The sequence below is a fragment of the Diaphorobacter sp. HDW4B genome (assembly GCF_011305535.1).
Lineage (GTDB): Bacteria > Pseudomonadota > Gammaproteobacteria > Burkholderiales > Burkholderiaceae_C > Diaphorobacter_A.
On the sequence record NZ_CP049905.1, the window covers coordinates 1464701 to 1484171 of the forward strand.

General features: G+C 61.1%; 13 protein-coding genes. 4 read left to right on the forward strand and 9 right to left on the reverse strand.

Annotated features, from left to right (window positions below):
• Positions 1-301 precede the first annotated feature (301 nt).
• Both G7048_RS06910 and sbcD read right to left on the reverse strand, forming a co-directional pair.
• Positions 302-3745: an SbcC/MukB-like Walker B domain-containing protein gene (locus G7048_RS06910; RefSeq protein ID WP_166067418.1), complete on the reverse strand. Its 3444-nt coding sequence runs from the start codon at positions 3743-3745 to the stop codon at positions 302-304.
• A complete protein-coding gene (gene sbcD, locus G7048_RS06915; RefSeq protein ID WP_166067419.1) occupies positions 3742-5004 on the reverse strand; it encodes an exonuclease subunit SbcD in 1263 nt (420 codons plus the stop codon). Before sbcD ends, G7048_RS06910 begins: the two co-directional genes overlap by 4 nt.
• 283 nt (positions 5005-5287) lie before the next feature.
• Between sbcD and groES the strand changes: the two genes are divergently transcribed.
• Both groES and groL read left to right on the forward strand, forming a co-directional pair.
• Positions 5288-5578, forward strand: coding sequence for a co-chaperone GroES (gene groES, locus G7048_RS06920; RefSeq protein WP_166067420.1), 291 nt, complete (start codon positions 5288-5290; stop codon positions 5576-5578).
• A gap of 98 nt (positions 5579-5676) precedes the next feature.
• On the forward strand, positions 5677-7320 hold the full coding sequence (gene groL / locus G7048_RS06925) for a chaperonin GroEL (protein ID WP_166067421.1): 1644 nt from the start codon (positions 5677-5679) through the stop codon (positions 7318-7320).
• A 662-nt stretch (positions 7321-7982) separates the two neighbouring features.
• Here groL and G7048_RS06930 read toward each other — a convergent pair.
• The 3 genes from G7048_RS06930 to tal form a co-directional block, all read right to left on the reverse strand.
• A complete protein-coding gene (locus tag G7048_RS06930) occupies positions 7983-8882 on the reverse strand; it encodes an amino acid ABC transporter substrate-binding protein (protein WP_166067422.1) in 900 nt (299 codons plus the stop codon).
• Between the two features lie 135 nt (positions 8883-9017).
• Positions 9018-10607, reverse strand: coding sequence for a glucose-6-phosphate isomerase (pgi, locus tag G7048_RS06935; RefSeq protein WP_166067423.1), 1590 nt, complete (start codon positions 10605-10607; stop codon positions 9018-9020).
• Entirely contained in the window at positions 10604-11557 is a 954-nt protein-coding gene (tal, locus tag G7048_RS06940; protein WP_166067425.1) for a transaldolase, read from the reverse strand. Before tal ends, pgi begins: the two co-directional genes overlap by 4 nt.
• A 178-nt stretch (positions 11558-11735) precedes the next feature.
• On the opposite strand from tal, the gene zwf reads away from it, so the two are divergent.
• Together zwf and G7048_RS06950 are read left to right on the forward strand one after the other, a co-directional pair.
• A complete protein-coding gene (gene zwf, locus G7048_RS06945) occupies positions 11736-13199 on the forward strand; it encodes a glucose-6-phosphate dehydrogenase (protein ID WP_166067426.1) in 1464 nt (487 codons plus the stop codon).
• Positions 13193-14038: a MurR/RpiR family transcriptional regulator gene (locus G7048_RS06950; protein WP_166067427.1), complete on the forward strand. Its 846-nt coding sequence runs from the start codon at positions 13193-13195 to the stop codon at positions 14036-14038. Before zwf ends, G7048_RS06950 begins: the two co-directional genes overlap by 7 nt.
• A 35-nt stretch (positions 14039-14073) precedes the next feature.
• Here the strand turns inward: G7048_RS06950 and G7048_RS06955 are convergent, their stop codons facing one another.
• The 4 genes from G7048_RS06955 to G7048_RS06970 form a co-directional block, all read right to left on the reverse strand.
• The gene (locus tag G7048_RS06955) at positions 14074-14565 is read right to left on the reverse strand and encodes a type III secretion system chaperone (protein ID WP_166067428.1); all 492 of its coding nucleotides are present in this window, start codon (positions 14563-14565) and stop codon (positions 14074-14076) included.
• 44 nt (positions 14566-14609) lie between these two features.
• Positions 14610-16862: a hypothetical protein gene (locus G7048_RS06960; RefSeq protein WP_166067429.1), complete on the reverse strand. Its 2253-nt coding sequence runs from the start codon at positions 16860-16862 to the stop codon at positions 14610-14612.
• 565 nt (positions 16863-17427) lie between these two features.
• Positions 17428-18477, reverse strand: a complete 1050-nt coding sequence (locus tag G7048_RS06965; RefSeq protein ID WP_166067430.1) for an ABC transporter ATP-binding protein — start codon at positions 18475-18477, stop codon at positions 17428-17430.
• Complete coding sequence (locus G7048_RS06970) at positions 18474-19460, reverse strand: ABC transporter ATP-binding protein (RefSeq protein WP_166067431.1); 987 nt, start codon at positions 19458-19460, stop codon at positions 18474-18476. The genes G7048_RS06965 and G7048_RS06970 overlap by 4 nt, the downstream gene beginning before the upstream one ends.
• Positions 19461-19471: the final 11 nt, after the last annotated feature.

Consider the following 19471-nt stretch of genomic DNA (forward strand, 5'->3'; position numbering starts at 1 on the left):
GCACCCAATTGAAATGATTTACGAAGAGCCCGCTATTTATTGATAGTTTTCCAGATAGCAACCTCAAAAAGCCCGAGGAAAATCGACAATCGCTTCGATTTGTTAACAATTACGCAGTGTTGTAATTGCAATTAATTACTTAGTTAACGGTTGCATACTTCGCGCAGCGTGAGGGATAAGAAGACCTTCCCCCCCTTGGCTTGGCAAAGCAAGGGGTATTGCCGCAACCCAAGCGATCACCAGCGCTTCAGTCGTGTTTCTGGCTCTTGAGTTGCGTCTCTGCCATTACCGACATTTCAATTCACGGACGAATGCTCAACCGCGAATGCCCCACGCCGCCGCCCTTTTCGACGCGGATCTGGGTGGCGATGCGGTCCTTCAGGCCTTCGACGTGGCTGATGATGCCGACCATCTTGCCGCTGGCGTTCAGGGTGTCGAGCGCGTTGAGCGCCACGTCCAGCGTTTCGGCGTCCAGCGTGCCGAAGCCTTCGTCGAGGAACAGCGAGTCGATGGAGGTCTTGTGGCTGACCAGATCGGACAGCGCGAGCGCCAACGCGAGGCTGACCAGAAAGCTCTCGCCACCTGACAGCGTGCGCGTGTCGCGCGAGGCGTCGGCCTGCCATTGATCGACGATTTCGAGTTCCAGTTCGCCCGATGATTTGCGGCGCAGCACGTAGCGGCCGTGCAGACGTTCGAGCTGGCGGTTGGCGAGCGTGAGCAGGTGGTCCAACGTGAGGCCCTGCGCGAACTTGCGGAACTTGTCGCCCTTGGATGAGCCGACCAGCGCGTCGAGGCGCTGCCAGACATCCGACTCGCTTGCCTGCGCTGCGATCTGCTGCAGCAGTTCTTGCTGGCTGCCGCGCAGGGCGTTGTCGCGCTCAATGGTCGCGAGTTTGCCGCCGAGTTGCTGGTTGAACTGCGTGGATTCGGCTTCAAACTGAGCAATGCCTTGCTCCAGCGTTTCGCGACTTGCGTCGGTGGCGTTGCGCGCCTGCAGTTCGACAAGTTTGGCTTGCTGCGTTTGCAGCAGCTCGCTTGCCACTTGGCGCTCCTGCTCGCGCTGTTGTTTGCGCGACTGCAACTGGCTACGTTCTTCCGCCGACATGCGTGCGTTGAAGAAGGCATCCTCGTCCGCGAACGGACTGGCTTGCAAGGCACCTCGCCAATGCTGTTCTGCTGAGCCTTGCTCCGCGCGATGTCGCGAAAGCAGTTCCTCCAACTCTTGCACGCTGCCCGCCAGTTGACCGGCTTTGCGCGCGATGGCATCGATCCGCGCGCTGCACTCGGCGAGTGCCTGTGCGGCATTCAAATCGCTGGTGACATCTGCCACTTCGTCCGTGAATTCGGCCGCGCGTTCACGCCATTTCGCAAGCTGTGAGCGCATCTGCTCGCAGGTGGCGCGTTGGCGCTCCAGTTCCATGGCGATGCTGTGGATGCGTTCCTGCTTTTGCTGCCATGCGAGGCGCTCTTCATCGCGCGCACGTAGCCACGCGGCGGCGTCCGTCGGCAAGCCTGTCAGATCGGCAAAGCCTGCATTGCACAAGGCACCAAGCAATTGCTCCTGCTGTGATTGCAAGCCTGCGCGTTGCTGATCCAGCAACGCCTTGGTGTCCGCAAGCTTCTGCGTCCCGCTGTCGATCTGCTGCTGCAAGCGCAGCGCTTCTTCGCGCGCAAGGTGAACGGTGTGGGCCAGATCGGCCTGGCGTTTGCCGGTGTCGTGCAACTGCTGGTCCAGCGCCTCCACGGATTGCAATTGCGCACGCAGCGAGGTGGCTTGCGACTGCGCCGATGACAGGGCCTGCGCCAGACGCTCTGCCAGCTCCCAGTCCTTGGCCTGCAGGGGATCGCCGTGCTGCAGTTGCGCGCGAAGCTCGTCCCACGCGGACTGGTTGGCTCGGCCTTCTTCGATCAGTTGCTGCTCACGCGCGTGCAAGTTGCGGGCTTGCGTTTGCGCAGCGGAAAGCTCTGCGCCGCATTCAAGCAGCCTCTTCTCGCCCTGTTTCTGCGCCTGCTTCAAGCGGTCGAGTTCGCCGCGCGTGGCGGAGCTGTCCAACTGGGCATAGTGCGCAATGGCCGGATGCTCGTGCGCGCCGCACAACGGACAGGCCTCGCCGGGCTGCAGGTTGGCCCGGTGCTCGGCCAGACTGCGGATGATCTGCTCCTGCTCCAGCATGCGCTGCTTGTCGGCAACGCGTTCGTTCAGGATGTTCTGCGCATCCTGATTTTCGATCTGTGAAGTCTGCAGTTCTTCCGCTTTTTTGGCGGCCTCCACACGCTGCGTGCGCACCTCGAAGAACTGCACCTTCATCTCGCGTTGGCGGCGCGCGCTTTCATCCAGGCGTTCGGTGATGGAGAGATTTTTCTCCGCACGCTGCGACTGCTCGCGCAATGCGGCCAGCGTTAGCGTGCCCAGCAACTGGCCCTGCTTTTGCTGCAAGTTCTGCCACTGCGCTTCCCCGTGCCTGTGGGCATTCGCCGTGACTTCACTTTGAATGGCGTGCTGCTTCAAGCGGCGGCGTGCTTCGTCGAGCTTGCTCGTCGTTTCCTTGATGAGTTGCTCGTTCAGTGCGATGTCGCTTTGGATCTTCGCTTGCTGCGCAAACTGCTCGCGCCACACGCCCATATGCTCGGCCAGATGCGCGTGATGTGCGCGTGCGCTGCTCCATTCACCGAGCGCTGTCTGTTCGCTTTCCAGCCCAAGCAGATGCTTCTCGGACTGTTCATCGAGCAACTTGGCGAAGGCCAGCGCCAGCGCATGTTCGCGCTGTTGCGCCGTGCGTTGCTCGGTCAGTTCGCCTTGCCGATCCGACAGTTGCTTGGCCGCATTCTGAACCGCGACATTGGCAGATTGCAGTGCTGCGTGAGCCGGCTCCAGCGCCTGCGCGGGTTCGCTGGCGGCCAGCTTTTCCAACTCGGGCGCAGCGTTCTGGATCGCAGCTTCGGCTTGCGTCACGCGCTGCTGCGCGCCTTGCACAGCCCCTTCACTTTCGGCCACGGCGTTGCGCCATTGCAGTTGATCGCGCAGCGCATTGGTCTTGCCCGCCAGTTCCGATTGCTGTGTCTGGATCGCGCCGACCTCTTCCTGAATCGCTGCGCGCTGCTCATCGCTCAGCAGTTCCATGCCATCAGCGCGCGATTGCATGAGCGCCAATTTTTCGCGCTCATCTCGTGCTCGTGCGAACACGCGCTGCGAGATCTCGCCGTAGATTTCGGTGCCGGTCAGTTCCTCCAGCAACTCGGCGCGGTCGTTCGCATTGGCGTTGAGGAACGCCGCAAAACCACCTTGCGCGAGCAGCATCGAACGCGTAAATCGCGGGAAGTCGAGGCGCGTGATGTCGGTGATCTGCTTGAGTTTTTCGCTCACATGGCGCGTGATCACCGTACCATCGCCCTTGGCCAGTTCGACCTGCGGCGATTGCAGCGCGCCGTCCACCTTGTCGCGCGCGCGGCGCTGGCTCCAGGAAGCGCGGTAAACCTCGCCGCGCACTTCGAATTCCAGTTCGGCGCTGCAGTCCGCGGTGTGGCGCGTCATGATGTCGTTGACGGCCTTGGACTGCGTGCCAAGGCGCGGCGTCTCGTGATAGAGCGCGAGGCAGATGGCGTCGAGCAGCGTGGACTTGCCGGCGCCTGTGGGCCCGGTGATCGCGAACAGACCGCTTTCGGAGAGCGGCGGCGCGGTGAAGTCGATGGTCCACTCGCCCTTGAGCGAGTTCAGATTCTTGAGTTGCAGGCGACGGATCTTCATTGGGCTGTGCCCTCGCCTTGTTCTTCGCTCTCGCCCAGTTGCACGGCATCGACCACCTGCCGGTAGCGCTGCGTGATCGCCCCGCGCAAGCTGGCATCCATGCCCTCTTCAAGGCCGAGTCGTCGCTCGAACACGTCGTGCGGATCAAGCTCATCAAGCGTCACGCCGCTGTTGTCCTGCAACTGCGCCATGGTCTGCCCGCGTTCGCGGCGAATGCGCAGCACTTCGAGCGGCTGGCCCTCGACGAGCTTTTGAATGCGAGCGGGCAGATCCGCCAGATAGTCGTCGGTGGTCACGGTGATTTCGAGCCAGACCGTCTGCCCGGCCTCGGCCTGCGCGGCAATGCGCGGCAGCGCGTCGGTCATGTAGCCCAAGTCTCCCCGCAGGCTCATCATCGGCTGGAAGATGGGCACGGGCAGCTCGGTCACGGACTGCAGGCCGGATTCATTCAGATCGACCAGCAGCATCTGCTTGTTCTGGCCGAGTTCGTCAAAACTCAGCGTGATGGGCGAACCGCAATAGCGGATGTGCTCGTGGCCGCCAACCTTCTGCGGCTTGTGGATATGTCCGAGCGCGAGGTAATCCACGGGCGGAAATTCGGAGGTCGGAAACGCGTCCAGCGTGCCCACATAGATTTCGCGCACCGATTCACTGCTGCTCGCGCCCACGGTGGTCAGGTGACCCGTGGCGATGATGGGCAGGCGCTGGCCAGTCTGCTGCGCGAGCTCATCGCGCTTGGCGCAGGCGGCGGCGTAGACACTCTGGTAATACTGCTTGATGGCCACAAGCAGTTGCTGCTGGCGGTCCTGCGCGCTCTGACCGAATTCGGAGGTCACCACATCGCGCGGACGAATGAAGGGAATCGCACAGACGATGCAACCGGGCTGCCCCGCCACGCGGCTCGGCAGCACGCGCACATGGGATTTTGGCGCAGTCGCGGCCGGGTAGACATGGGTGGACAGCACCGACAGCAGCGCGCTGCTCTCGCGCAGCGTGGCGACCGAGTCGTGATTGCCGCCGAGCAGCAGCAAGCCCACGCCCGCCGCATGCAGGCGCACGACCAGATCGGCGTACATCTCGCGTGCATAGCTGGGCGGCGTGCCGGTATCGAAAATATCCCCCGCAATCAGCACGGCATCCACCGCGTGGTTCTGCACTTGGGTGAGCAGCCAGCCGATCAGCGCCTGATGTTCGGCCTGACGGGACTTGCCCATGAAGTTCTGGCCCAGATGCCAGTCGGATGTATGAAGAATTCGCACGGCGATATTGTCCTAGGGAATCCCTGCCATTTGCCCCGCTCACCTGCCGGGGGGTCAGTCTCATTGTAGGAATTGACCTACAAAATCCTCCTCGTGAGCCAACTCCATGAAAGCCCTGATGCCCACAGGTCTTGAAAACGTCAGGAATTGCCTTATTATTAGCACTCGTTGAGGTTGAGTGCTAGCACACGCAACTGACATCAAGTTTTAAGCGAGATCCCTCAGGATCGGCTTTTCTTCTTCTTGTTCAACCCAGTTGAAAAAATCTTAGTTAGGAGTTGCTATGAACCTGCGTCCCCTGCACGATCGCGTGATCGTCAAGCGCCTCGAAAACGAAACCAAGACAGCTTCGGGCATCGTGATCCCCGACAGCGCTACCGAGAAGCCTGATCAAGGCGAAGTCGTGGCCGTGGGCCCCGGCAAGCGCGACGACAAGGGTGCCCTGATCGCCCTGAACGTGAAGGTGGGCGACCGCGTTCTGTTCGGCAAGTACTCTGGCCAGACCGTCAAGGTCGACGGCGACGAACTGCTGGTGATGAAGGAAGACGACCTGTTTGCGGTCGTCGAAAAGTAAGCCCTCTGGCGCTTGCTGGCCCGCTTGGCTCACATGAGCGCATGACGGGCCACCCCTCATCAAAACCCATTCTCAAGAATTTCTTTTAGGAGCCAAAAATGGCAGCAAAAGACGTAGTTTTCGGCGGCGAAGCACGCGCCCGCATGGTTGAAGGCGTGAACATTCTCGCCAACGCAGTCAAGGTTACCCTGGGCCCCAAGGGTCGCAATGTGGTTCTGGAACGCTCGTTCGGCGCTCCTACCGTGACCAAGGACGGCGTGTCCGTGGCCAAGGAAATCGAACTCAAGGACAAGCTGCAGAACATGGGCGCTCAGCTCGTGAAGGAAGTGGCCTCCAAGACCAACGACATCGCCGGTGACGGTACAACGACCGCTACCGTGCTGGCTCAAGCCATCGTGCGCGAAGGCTCCAAGTACGTGGCCGCCGGTCTGAACCCCATGGATCTGAAGCGCGGTATCGACAAGGCTGTTGTGGCTCTGGTCGAACAGCTGAAGAAGCAATCCAAGGCGACCACCACTTCCAAGGAAATCGCTCAAGTTGGCTCCATCTCGGCCAACTCCGACGAATCCGTGGGCAAGATCATTGCTGACGCAATGGACAAGGTCGGCAAGGAAGGCGTGATCACCGTTGAAGACGGCAAGAGCCTGGACAACGAACTCGACGTCGTTGAAGGCATGCAGTTCGACCGCGGTTACCTGTCGCCCTACTTCATCAACAACCCAGAAAAGCAAGCCGCAATCCTGGACAACCCGTTCGTGCTGCTGTTCGACAAGAAGATCAGCAACATCCGCGATCTGCTGCCTACACTGGAACAAGTGGCAAAGGCTGGCCGTCCGCTGTTGATCGTCGCTGAAGAAGTCGAAGGCGAAGCCCTGGCTACTCTGGTGGTGAACACCATCCGCGGCATCCTGAAGGTGGTGGCTGTGAAGGCTCCTGGCTTCGGCGACCGCCGCAAGGCCATGCTGGAAGACATCGCCATCCTGACGGGCGGCAAGGTCATCGCTGAAGAAGTCGGCATGTCCCTCGAGAAGGTCACCCTGGCCGATCTGGGCCAAGCCAAGACCATCGAAGTGGGCAAGGAAAACACCATCATCATCGACGGTGCTGGTCAAGGTGCAGACATCGAAGCCCGCGTGAAGCAAATCCGCGTGCAGATCGAAGAAGCCACTTCCGACTACGACCGCGAAAAGCTGCAAGAGCGCGTGGCCAAGCTGGCCGGCGGTGTTGCCGTGATCAAGGTGGGCGCTGCCACCGAAGTCGAAATGAAGGAAAAGAAGGCCCGCGTTGAAGACGCCCTGCACGCTACCCGCGCTGCTGTGGAAGAAGGCATCGTGGCAGGCGGCGGCGTGGCATTCCTGCGCGCCAAGCAAGCCATCGGCGACCTGAAGGGCGACAACGCCGAACAAGACGCTGGTATCAAGCTGGTTCTGAAGGCCATCGAAGCTCCACTGCGCGAAATCGTGGCCAACGCCGGTGGCGAGCCATCGGTGGTCGTGAATGCTGTGCTGAACGGCAAGGGCAACTACGGCTTCAACGCTGCCAACGACACCTACGGCGACATGCTGGAGATGGGTATTCTGGATCCAACCAAGGTGACACGTACTGCTCTGCAGAACGCTGCTTCCGTGGCATCCCTGCTGCTGACGACCGAAGCCATGGTCGCTGAAGCACCTAAGGATGACGCTGCTGGCGGCATGCCTGACATGGGCGGCATGGGTGGTATGGGCGGCATGGGCATGTAATTACCCCTGCTCCGGCGGCTGGTGGGTAGAGGCTCCAGCCGTTGGAAACCCGGAAGTCATTCCAAACAAAAAAACCTGCAGGTCTTTGGATCTGCGGGTTTTTTGTTTGTTTGTTTGAATGAAGCTGGCTTCAGATACGTGTTTACTTACGGGTGCCGGGTGTTCGCCCCGGCGGGCGAGTAACTTTTTGCTTGCGCCAAAAAGTCACCAAAAATCGCTTTTGAATACCCACGATAGAACTCACTGCGCGCCAAGGCGCTCCGTTCGGGCAACTATCGTGAGTCAGATCAAAAGCTGGGGAGGGCACTGCTGCATTCTGCGATGCAGCAGCGGAGGCGCAAGCATCGCGACGAAATGATCTTGGTTTTCGCGCGAGAGTTCAATTCGTCATGCGGCTTGTACCCAGGCATCTCGCGAGGTCGCGAGATGCAGCACGAGCAACGCGAAGTGCCGTAACACACCTCTTATGAAACCTCTGACTCGCGGCGGTTGCCCGAACGGAGCGCCTACGGCGCAAAGTGAGTTCTGCCGCGTGACCCCGAATTCAAAGCGCTTTTTGGTGACTTTTTGGCGCAAGCAAAAAGTTACTCGCCCGCCGGGGCGAACTCCCGGCACCCGCCCTCAACCCCCTAGCAAGCGCTGAATGAGCACAAACCACCCAATCAATTAGCGTAAGCCTCCAAAGGCTTGTCATTAGGCGCCTGAAGCAACTGCTTGAGCATGTCGCTCATAGGCAGATTCAGCGGCTTGTTCGTGGGAGGAATCGGCTGCATGAACCACTTGTCGTAAACCTTGGCGACTTCGCCGGATTTCATCAACTCGGTCAGTGCGCCATCGACCGCTTTCTTGAAGGTCGGGTCGTCCTTGCGGAACAGCAAGGCGATGGGCTCCGAGCCCAGAACTTCGCCAACGATCTTGTAGCCATCGGGGTTCTTGCTGCTGGCAATGACGCCTGCGAGCAGGTTGTCGTCGAGCACAAAGGCGTCGGCGCGGCCGGATTCGAGCATGAGGAAGCTCTCGTAGTGGTCCTTGCCCAAGGCTGTAGGCAGGTTGACGTTGTTGTCCTTGCCGTATTTGCGCAGCAACTGCACGGCTGTGGTGCCTGCAGAAGCTGCGATGTTCTTGTTGTCGAGTTGCTTGAACGAGGTGATGCCCGAATCCGCGCGCACCGCCATCCGCACTTGGCTGACATAGGTGGTGACGGCGAAGGAGACCTGTTTCTGGCGTGTGAGGTTGTTGGTGGTGGGGCCGCAGCCCATGTCGACCGTGCCGTTTTCGACCAACGGCATGGTGTTCTGCGCGGTGAGCGCCATGTATTCGAGTTTCACCTTGGGCGCGATGCGTGCCATCACCTTTTCGCAGAGTTCGACGTGGTAGCCTGCGTATTTGCGTTCCGCGCCGATGGCGTAGGCCATGGGGGCAGAGCTTTCGCGCACGCCGAGAACGATCTTGCCGGCGCTCTGGATCTTCTCCATCGTGCCTGCGGGAGCCTGCTGTGCCTGCGCGGCGACGGTGGCGGTCAACATGCCAGCCAGCGCAAGGCTGGTCCAAACGAGCTTCATGGGATCTGTCTCCTTCTGTTCGTAGCAGTGATGCGGGCGAGCCAACCACGCGGATTGCGCGTTGGTTGTTCGGCCTGCCTCACTATCGTTCAGAAGGGCTTCAAAGCCCAATAGAGGTTTGCACCAAGTAGTAAATTAATTCTGGTGCGACTGCAGGTAGTGCAGCAACCCTGCCGTGGAAGGGTCGAGTTTTTCACTGTCGCCCTCAGCCAACAGCGGCTCCAGCTCCTTGGCAAGCACTTTGCCCAGTTCCACGCCCCATTGGTCGAAGCTGTCGATGCCCCAGATCGCGCCGCTGGTGAACACGCGGTGTTCGTACAGCGCGATCAGCGCACCGAACGAAGCCGGGTCGAGCCGCTCCAGCACTAGGAAGGTGCTGGGTCGGTTGCCGGTGAAGTAGCTGTGGCCACTGCTGCCCGGACGTCCGACCATCAGCGCCTGCGCCTGCGCCAGCGCGTTGGCCAACAGGCGCGGATGGTGGTCCGGCAGGTCGTGGCCGCCTTCGCGCAGGGCGATGAATTCGACGGGCACGATGTCCGGGCCCTGGTGAATCATCTGGAAGAACGCGTGCTGGCCGTTGGTGCCCGGCTCGCCCCAGATCACGGGCGAGGTGGCGTACGGCAGGATCTCGCCTTGCGCGTCCACGCCCTTGCCGTTGCTCTCCATTTCGAGCTGCTGCAGATACGCGGGCAGACGGCGCAAGCCGTGACTGTAGGGTGCGATGCTGCGGCTCGTGAAGCCGTGGAAATTGCGGTACCAGACGTCGAGCAGGCCCAAGCGAATCGGCAGGTTCGACTCCAGCGGAGCTGTGCGGAAATGCTCGTCCATCGCATGCGCGCCGCGCAGCATCTCGCGGAAATTCTGCTCGCCGATGGCGATGGCAATCGGTAGACCAATCGCCGACCACATGGAGTAGCGCCCGCCCACCCAGTCCCAGAAGCCGAGCGTGGTGTCGATGCCGAACTCCGAGGCCGCTTTCAGATTGGTGGTGAGCGCGATGAAATGCTTGCTGAGCGAGAGCTTCGCGTCACGCTCCACCGCCCCGCCCTGCGCCAGAAACCACTTGCGCGCGGCGTGTGCGTTGAGCATGGTTTCGGCCGTGGTGAAGGTCTTGGAGGCGATCAGGAACAGCGTGCTTTCGGGCTTGATCTTGCGAAGCACACTGCCAAGCTCCATGCCATCCACGTTCGAGATGAAATGCAGTGTCTTGCCCAGATGCGCAAAGTCTTCGAGCGCCTTCACCGCCATCGCGGGGCCGAGGTCGGAGCCGCCGATGCCGATGTTGACGATGTCGGTGATCGCATCGTTGGCGCGCACGCCTTCGGCGATTTTCAGCATCGCATCCAGCGTCTCGTGCACTTCCTTGTGACTCTGCGCGATGAAGGCGTTGGACGACTGGTAGTTCGCCGGAGTCCGCAGCAGCCAGTGCATGACCGCGCGGTTCTCGGTGTTGTTGATCGGCTCGCCCGCGAACATCGCGTCGCGGTAGGCCTCGACGCCGCATTCGCCTGCCAGTTGCGTGAGCAGCTCGCGCACGCGCTGATCGATCAGGTTCTTCGACAGGTCCGCAAACACCAGCGGCGCCTGCTGGCTGAAACGCGAAAACCGCTCGCCGTCTGCCGCAAACGCCTCACGCACATTGAAGCCGCGCCCCGTCTGCTCATAGTGCGCTGTCAACAGTGGCCAGGCTGCCGTCCGGTCGCAGCGGGTTCTCGGATCAATCATGCAGCAGCCAACATCATCTGTTCAAGCTTGGCCGCATCGGCGGCAAAGGCGCGAATGCCTTCGGCCAGCTTTTCGGTGGCCATGGCATCGGCATTGAGCGCATAGCGGAAGCCCGATTCGTTGTAGCTCACGGCGGGCAGGTCGAGCTTGCGAGCGGCCTCTGGATCGAGCGCGCGGGTGATCGGCTCGTTGCTTTCGGCCAGCTTGGCCAGCAGATCGGGAGCAATGGTCAGCAGATCGGAGCCCGCCAGCGCGATGATCTGGCCGACGTTGCGGAAGCTCGCGCCCATCACCTCGGTCTTGATGCCGAAATGCTTGTAGTGGTTGTAGATCGCGCGCACGGACTGCACGCCGGGATCGTTGGCACCGGCCATCTCGGCCTCGTTCCAGTTCGCGCCCGCCTGCTTCTTGTACCAATCGTAGATGCGACCGACGAACGGCGAGATCAGCTGCACCTTCGCCTGTCCGCACGCCACGGCCTGGGCGAACGAGAACAGCAGCGTGAGATTGGTGTGGATGCCGCGCTCTTCCAGCTGCTTGGCGGCCTGAATGCCTTCCCAGGTCGACGCGATCTTGATCAGCACGCGGTCGATGTGCACGCCCTCTGCTTGGTACAGCTCGACGATGCGCTCGGCGCGCGCCACGGTGGCTTCGGTGTCGAACGACAGGCGCGCATCGACTTCGGTGGACACGCGGCCCGGAATGATCGACAGGATCTCGCAGCCAAAGCGCACGATCAGGCGGTCCATCAGTTCGTCGATGTCGCGGCCCTTGAAGCGCGTCACGCATTCCTGCAGCAGCGGCGCATATTCAGGCTTCTGCACGGCCTTGAGGATCAGCGACGGATTGGTCGTCGCGTCCTGCGGCTGAAAAGCGCTGAGCTGGTGAAAGTCCCCGGTGTCCGCGACAACGGTCGTGAATTGTTTGAGTGCGTCGAGTTGATTCGTCATGAAAATTCTCCTCATCCAAGGGTCTCGGAACATCCTCTGTCGGTCCGCCGATGAGGTTTGGCAACCCAAGAGTGTATTCGCAGCAATGGAATTGGTTTTACCCGTATTGTCCGCCGATGAAACTCGGTAACATCGGAACTCAGTCCTCAAGTTACCACTTCACAAAGTTTTTTGCGCCATGAGTTTCGATCTGGTTTTGTTTGGCGGCACCGGCGACCTGGCCTGGCGCAAGCTGCTGCCCGCCCTTTTTCAGGCTTGGCGACACGGCTCGCTGCCTGCTGGCGGGCGCATTCTGGGCGTCGCACGCGATGATCTGAGCGACGAGGCCTACCGCGCGCTGATCGCCAGCCGCCTCGATGCGGTCGAGTCCGACAAACGCCCCAAGAGCGAAGAATTCGAGCAATTCGCGCAGTTGCTCCAGTACCTGCGCATGGATCTGTCCCAGCCCGCCGACTACGAACGCCTTGCGCAAACCCTGCGTGCACGCGGCGCGGACACGGTGGTGCTGTATCTGGCGACCGCCCCCAACCTGTTCACCACCACCTGCGAACAACTGGGTGCGGCGGGCCTGAACACACCCCACACCCGCGTCGTGCTGGAAAAGCCGCTGGGCCACGATCTGGCGTCCAACCGTTCGATCAACGCCGCCGTGCGCAAGGTGTTCGACGAAAAGCAGATCTTCCGCATCGACCACTACCTCGGCAAACCGTCCGTGCAGAACCTGCTGGCCATGCGCTTCGGCAATGCGCTGTTCGAGCCCCTGTGGCGCCGCGAAACCGTGGCCAGCGTGGAGATCACCATGGCCGAGAAGATCGGCGTGGAAAAGCGCGGCTCGTTCTACGAAGGCACGGGCGCGCTGCGCGACATGGTGCAGAACCACGCGCTGCAACTGCTGTGCGCGATCGCCATGGAGCCGCCGATCAACGCGCATGCCGATGCGATCCGCGACGAAAAACTCAAGGTGCTGCGCTCGCTCGCGCCCTGGAGCCCGGCCACGTTGTCGCGCGATGTGGTGCGCGGCCAGTACACCGCAGGCAGCCTGAGCGGCGACCGCGTGCCCGGTTATCTGAACGAGCCCGGCGTCGCGCCCGACAGCCGCACCGAAACCTTCGTCGCGCTGCGCACCGAAATCTCCAACTGGCGCTGGGCAGGCGTGCCGTTCTACATCCGCACCGGCAAGCGCCTGGCCGCGCATGAGGCGCACATCGTGCTCAATTTCCGGCCCGCGCCGCACCCGATCTACCGCACGCCGCTCGGCATGGCGAACCGTCTGGTGATCCATCTGCAGCCGCGTGATGGCCTTGCGCTGCATCTGTTCTCGGCGGGCAACGACAAGCGCGGAGCACGTGTCGATGCGCAGTCGCTCGCGCCCGTGCAGCTCGATCTGGACTTCGACAAACGCTTCGGCAGCGAGCGCGTGGGCGCGTATGAACGCCTGCTGCTCGACGTGATCGCCGGTCGCCTGAATCTCTTCGTGCGCGCCGACGAACAAGAGGCTGCATGGCGTTGGGTAGAACCCATCATGCAGTCCTGGAAAGACTCCGACGAAAGCCCGCGGCCCTATGCCGCAGGCACCTGGGGGCCCAGCGCAGCAAGCGCGCTGGTCGCCCGTGATGGCAATACCTGGATGGAAGAATGCTAGACCGAATCACCGCATCGCTTCCCTCGCTCGCGCCCGCAGAACAACGCGTGGCGCAGCTCGTACTCGATGATCCCCGCGCCTTTTCTCATCTGCCGGTGCGCGAACTCGCGGCACGCGCCAACGTCAGCAAACCCACCGTCGTGCGCTTTTGCCGCAGCATGGGTTATGACGGCCTGGCCGATTTCAAACTCAAGCTCGCAGGCAGTGTGAGCGAAGGCGTGCCCTTCATCCACCGCAGCGTGGACGCCGACGACAAGACCGGCGACGTGCTCGTCAAGGTGGTGGACAACGCCGTCGCCGCCTTTCTGCAATACCGCAATGCCGCCAGCACCGCCGCGCTGGAACGCGCCGCCAAAGCCATCGCATCGACCTGGCAGACCGGCAAGCGCATCGAGTTCTACGGCGCAGGCAACTCCGGCATCGTCGCGCAGGACGGGCAGCACAAGTTCTTTCGCCTCGGCATCACCAGCATCAGCACCAGCGACGGCCACATGCAAGTGATGAGCGCCACCATGCTCGGCAAGGGCGACTGCGCGGTCATCATCAGCAACTCGGGCCGCACGCGCGACCTGATGGACGCCGCCGACATCGCGCGCAAGAACGGCGCGACAACAATCGCCATCACCGCCAGCGGATCACCGCTTGCCCACACCTGCGAGATCCACCTCGCCGCCGACCACCCCGAAGGCTACGACCGCTACAGCCCCATGGTCTCGCGCCTGCTGCACCTGCTGATCATCGACGTGCTCGCCACCGCCGTGGCACTGCAGATCGGCGAGCCGCTGCAACCGGTGCTGCAGCAGATGAAGAACAATCTGCGGGCCAAGCGGTACACGTGATTGGATGCGGGTGATGTGAGTGATGTGATGCGCGCTCAGACGCGCATCATCATTTGCGTGGCGAATGGACTCACGGTCAAAGCGTTCGGATCAGCCTTCGCCGATGACGTCTCGATCACATCCGGCGCGAACTCGGCGATACGCTTCTTCCAATATTCAGCCGCATTCACGAACGACTCCACCATCGCAAGAAACTTGGGCGACGCCGCATTCTCCAGTTCCAGCGTGCGCGTCAGCAACACTTGATTGAACGCCGGATCCCACGCCAGCACACCTCCCTGCGTCGCATGTCCGAAGAGATTCGCGCTCAGCAAATCACGATAGAACTGCTCACGCCCCTCGACAGGTGGACTGCCCAACACGCTGTACATCTGCAGCAACTCATCATCCGCGACATGCTCGAAATCCACCGCCAGATGCTCGCCCACCAAGAGGCGGGCGCAACGCTGGCTGTTGAATTGCAAGGCGTCGCCCACGCCGATGTTCTGTCCCAGATCGCGCATCAACTGGTCTGCACTGGTACTCATTTGATCTCCTTGTTTTTGAATGACATTCGCGGGTCGTGCCGCAATCAAAGCGGCTGCAAACTGACTTGCGCAGTCACCGCAGGCGTGCCAACAATCACATCGCCATTGGCATTCATGTGAAAGTGAGCAGTCATGCGGACGAAGCTGGTCTCGGGATTCAAACTCACAGTGCGTGCATGAACGGGTGCGTGCATGCCCATATAAGCTTCCGTCTCAAAGACTTCGCCCACTCCAGAGCGCAGCGCAGTGACAGAAATCAGAAACCCTCCATTTCCATCGGGCTCGGCATGCAAATGGTTCGCCTCGCTGAATTTCGACAACGCGACAATGCGACCGTCAGGCAGCAGATAAGGAGATTGATCTGACAGGCAGAGCTTCTCCATCCCGGCGAACAGCCCCTGATGAAAGATGCGTGCGAGGTTTTTCGCCTTGGTCGCATCGCCCTGCGTCAACTGCAACAGATTCTGATCAGCATCGCTGTGCACCGCGCTTTTTTCGCGCCGATTGGCGGAATAGGTCGCGAAATCGAATGGTTCGGCATGTGCGCTCAGATCATGAGTTTGCACCCCATCACTCCAAGAGTACTGTGCACGATTGACATCGTCGGCAAAGGAGGCTGTGATGTGCGAAAAACCTGGCTTGACCGGCTTACGCGATTGTTCAGCCACAAACTCGTCGAGCTCCTTTTCCAACTTGGCCACATTGTTTGCGCCCACGTCCTGTACCGGGATCTGCAACGGAAAGCCGTCAGAGCCCTCGATCACGCCGTATGCCAGCGCAATCGTCGACACCGCTGAAGGAAATACTTTCGGCTGCCCCGTTCCGATCTGAACACCATCCCGATTCACCTTGTCTTGCGCACACTTCTTCAGCATCCGCAGTTCGATGGAGTTGTCGAAAATGACCTTGCCCGCGCCCGGTACAAACATTTCCTCGTCCACCATCATTCGGTTGCCGAACGACGCCAAGTCGTTGACCAGATCGCTGAACTGCGGGGTTTGGGCGAGACGGGCCATCGCCTTGAAGTCCTCGGGAGGCATCAACTCCAGCACGGAGGACATGAGCTGCTCGCGCAACTCCATCAATGCGTCACCACCATCGAGCAACACTTCCGCTTCATTGATCGCGGCATGGGTCAGTTGCGCCAGCTCGCGCAAGCCAGTAGCCATGTCACCACGCGCCAAGGCGTTCATGACTGGCATGGCATTCAGGGCGAACTTCCCCAACGTCGCTTCGCGCAGAGCGTCTGCCAACGGCCCCTTCAGTTTTTCGATGCCCAGCTCCTTCATGGTGGCCAACAGATCGACCAGTTCATGCCTCGACAACTGGGCCACTTCCGCGCGGGTCAGCGTCTGCATGGACGCCGCGAATTGCTTGATCTGCTGATCGATTTGAGGCTGTTTCGTCATGTGCAGATGATTGACGTCCGCATGATGGCGCGCTTCTTTCAAGCTCTGCATCGCCTGCTTCAGATCGCTTGCAACGGAAGACAGCTGCCTTGGCGATCCACCGGCCGTCGCCACTTGATGGACCACCGCAGTTTCCAACTGATCGGCGCGCGTGGTCACCGCCCCCATAAGCAGATTGCGGCTGGCTCCAGGGTCTTCGCCTGCAATGCGCTCTTCCGTCATCAGCAACGTTCGCATGTCCTCACTGGATACGCCTTGCAGGATGAAGCTCGTCAACGCCGCAGCCGTTTTTTGCTGCTGAAGCGTTGGAGCCTCCGGATCCACATGCATGTCGATGGCCTGCAACAACACGGTGTTGACCATCTTCTCGAACTGCGCAGGCGGTAGCTTGCCGTAACCGGTGCTCGCCAGAGCGTCGCTTGCCAATTCGCGCAGCATCGAAAACGTTTTCGTGCAATCTGCGCTGTTGAGCACCTGCTGCGTCACCAACGCCATCGCGTAGTCAAGCGACGGTTGCAGATCCGCATACACTTTGTCCATCACATCGCGCTCGCGATCAATTGCATGCTGGTCAACTTCCGCCTTGAGCGCATGCAGTGTGGGGCTCTGCGCAAAGCTGGCGGGTGGCAACTGATCCAATGCGGAGCGCATTTCCTGAAGTTCGGCACCGTCCAACACCGACAATTTTGCGACCACCACCGCCGACAACAAATCCTTGAATGGCATGCCGTTGCGGGTGGCTGGCTGGGCAGCACCCTCCATTTGGTTTGCCAACTTGACCAACTCCGTCGACGCTGCCTTGCCCGACCCAAGCGCAGTGAACATCTTGTCGACCTGCTTGTCGAGCGCCACCTGCCCCTCACGCACCTTGCGATCAGCACGCGCCAATGCTGCATTGGGCGACGCTCCAAACAGACGCGAGAAGAGGGGCGGTGGCGCAGACCCATTGCCGCCGCCCCCGCCAACCTGAGGCTGGGCAGGCACATTGGCTCTGGGCGCGGCTGGCTGTCCAACCTGCACCTGATGGCCTGCCAACTGACCTGCAGGCGCATTTGCACCAGCATCTACATTTGGCTGCGCAGCCCCCACTCCCCCGTTCGGGATACTTTGAATTGGCATGTCCGTGATCTCCTCAGTTCAATGAATGCCAGTTGTCCAAGGAACTGACAGTTCTTCGACTGAGTAACACCACGAGCGTGTTGGTTCCCTGCATTTCGCAACGCATCTGGGGAACAAGGTTCATCGTCTCGGACCGGACGACCGCAGGTCGTGGCGCTCCGGTTCAGCACGGGCGTCTGGTGGCCCGACACCATTGAACTCGAAGCGCGGATCGGCGATGTGCGATCAGCGGCGATATCGGGACTGGAAAGCGTGAATGCGGAAGCGGCCATCCTGGGTCTTTCCTGACTCGGACAGGAAAGACACAGCATGCAATGATCACCCTCTGCGCCGATCAGACTGCAGCAATCTCCACACACCTGATCCGACCCTCTTCGATCGCATGACACGCCACCTTGGTGCCGCCATCGTCGATCAGTTGCGGGCGCTCGGCGCGGCAGCGATCATTCGCGTGCGGGCAGCGCGGATTGAACGCACAACCCGTTGGAGGATTCAGCGGATTGGGCACTTCGCCGCGCACCGGCGTGCGCGCACGGCCCGTGTCGTGCATCTTCGGAATCGCATCGAGCAGCATGCGCGTGTAGGGATGGCGCGGCTTGGAAAACAGCTCCTGCTTGTCCGCGATCTCAACCAGACGACCGAGATACATCACGCCCACCTGATCGCTCACATGCCGCACCACCGCGAGGTTGTGGCTGATGAAGAGATAGGTGAGATGCCGCTGGCGCTGCAGGTCCTTCATGATGTTGAGGACCTGCGCCTGCACCGACACATCGAGCGCCGACGTGGGTTCATCGCAGACCAGAAATTCCGGCTCCGTCGCCAGCGCACGCGCAATCGAGATGCGTTGGCGCTGACCACCCGAGAACTGGTGCGGGTACTTCACCATGTCGGCCGGTGCCAGCCCCACCGATTGCAGCAGCTCGCCCACACGCTGCGTGAGCGCGTCCTTGTCGCTGATGAGGCCATGCTCGATCAGCGGTTCGGCCACGATGTCGCGCACCAGCCATCGCGGGTTCAGACTCGCATACGGGTCCTGGAAAATCATCTGGATGCGGCGGCGCATGCTGCGCATGTCGCTTCCGGAAAATGCCGCGTGCGCGTCCTTGCCGTCGAACGTGAAGCTGCCGCGCGTTGGTTCATACAAGCCCACCAACAGACGCGCCACGGTGCTCTTGCCGCATCCCGACTCACCCACCAGCGCAAGCGTCTTTCCCTTTTGAATCTCGAAACTCACGCCATCCACCGCATGCAGCAAGGCACGGGGTTTGCGCTCCAGCACACGGTTGAGCCACGGTGGAGAAACGTCGAAGGTCTTGGCCAGATCCTGCGCACGCACCAGCGGTTGGGTCACCGAAGCGTTGTTGCTGTTGCCTGTGCTCATGCTGCTGCTCCCGTCTCGGCAGTTTGACTTTGTCGCAACCAGCAGGCGGCCTGCGTTGCGCCTGCAGACATCAAATCAGGTCGCTCCTGTCGGCATCGATCGAACACTTGCGTGCAGCGCGGATTGAACGCGCAGCCCTTGGGAATGGCGTTCAAACGCGGCATCGCGCCATCGATCTGGTTGAGCCGTTCGCGGTCGTCGTCCATGTCGGGAATCGACGCCATGAGCCCTGCCGTGTAGGGATGCGCCGGGTGGTTGATCACCTCGTGCACCGGGCCGATCTCGGCCACGCGTCCCGCATACATCACCGCCACGCGGTCGCAGGTTTCGGCGATCACACCCATGTCGTGCGTGATCAGCATGACCGCCGCGCCGCGCGATTGACAGATGTTCTTGAGCAGCGTGATGATCTGCGCCTGGATCGACACATCGAGCGCCGTGGTCGGCTCGTCGGCAACGATCAGTTCGGGCTCCGCAGCCAGCGCCAACGCGATCACGACGCGCTGTCGCATGCCGCCCGAGAACTGGTGCGGATAGTGGTCAATGCGCTGCTCCGCTGCCGGAATGCCGGTGTCCTTGAGCAACGAAATCGCGCGTTCGCGCGCCTGCGCTGCATTGAGCGGCAAGTGCGTGGTGATGGTTTCGATGAGCTGCCTGCCCACCGTGTATAGCGGATTGAGCGAGGTGAGCGGGTCCTGGAAAATCGCGCCGATGCGGCGGCCACGGATGTGGCGCATCTGCTCATGCGGCAGGTTGTCGATGCGCTGGCCATTGAGCAGAATCTGCCCCGATGCGATGTGCCCCGGCGGCTCCAGCAGTCCGATGATCGATGCACCCGTCAGCGATTTGCCTGCACCCGACTCGCCGACCACGCCCAGAATTTCTCCGGGCGCAATCGAGAACGATACGTTGTCGAGCGCGCGCAGCGTGCCTTTGCGGTTCGGGAATTCCACCACGAGATTTTTCACTTCAAGCAAGGACATGGCTTGTTCGC

What these genes read in the sequence shown, in the direction of transcription:
- G7048_RS06910 (WP_166067418.1), bottom strand. Translation starts at nt 3,745, where the DNA reads ATGAAGATCCGTCGCCTGCAACTCAAGAATCTGAACTCGCTCAAGGGC.
- G7048_RS06955 (WP_166067428.1), bottom strand. Translation starts at nt 14,565, where the DNA reads ATGAGTACCAGTGCAGACCAGTTGATGCGCGATCTGGGACAGAACATC.
- groL (WP_166067421.1), top strand. Translation starts at nt 5,677, where the DNA reads ATGGCAGCAAAAGACGTAGTTTTCGGCGGCGAAGCACGCGCCCGCATG.
- tal (WP_166067425.1), bottom strand. Translation starts at nt 11,557, where the DNA reads ATGACGAATCAACTCGACGCACTCAAACAATTCACGACCGTTGTCGCG.
- zwf (WP_166067426.1), top strand. Translation starts at nt 11,736, where the DNA reads ATGAGTTTCGATCTGGTTTTGTTTGGCGGCACCGGCGACCTGGCCTGG.
- pgi (WP_166067423.1), bottom strand. Translation starts at nt 10,607, where the DNA reads ATGATTGATCCGAGAACCCGCTGCGACCGGACGGCAGCCTGGCCACTG.
- G7048_RS06965 (WP_166067430.1), bottom strand. Translation starts at nt 18,477, where the DNA reads ATGAGCACAGGCAACAGCAACAACGCTTCGGTGACCCAACCGCTGGTG.
- G7048_RS06950 (WP_166067427.1), top strand. Translation starts at nt 13,193, where the DNA reads ATGCTAGACCGAATCACCGCATCGCTTCCCTCGCTCGCGCCCGCAGAA.
- G7048_RS06930 (WP_166067422.1), bottom strand. Translation starts at nt 8,882, where the DNA reads ATGAAGCTCGTTTGGACCAGCCTTGCGCTGGCTGGCATGTTGACCGCC.
- groES (WP_166067420.1), top strand. Translation starts at nt 5,288, where the DNA reads ATGAACCTGCGTCCCCTGCACGATCGCGTGATCGTCAAGCGCCTCGAA.
- G7048_RS06970 (WP_166067431.1), bottom strand. Translation starts at nt 19,460, where the DNA reads ATGTCCTTGCTTGAAGTGAAAAATCTCGTGGTGGAATTCCCGAACCGC.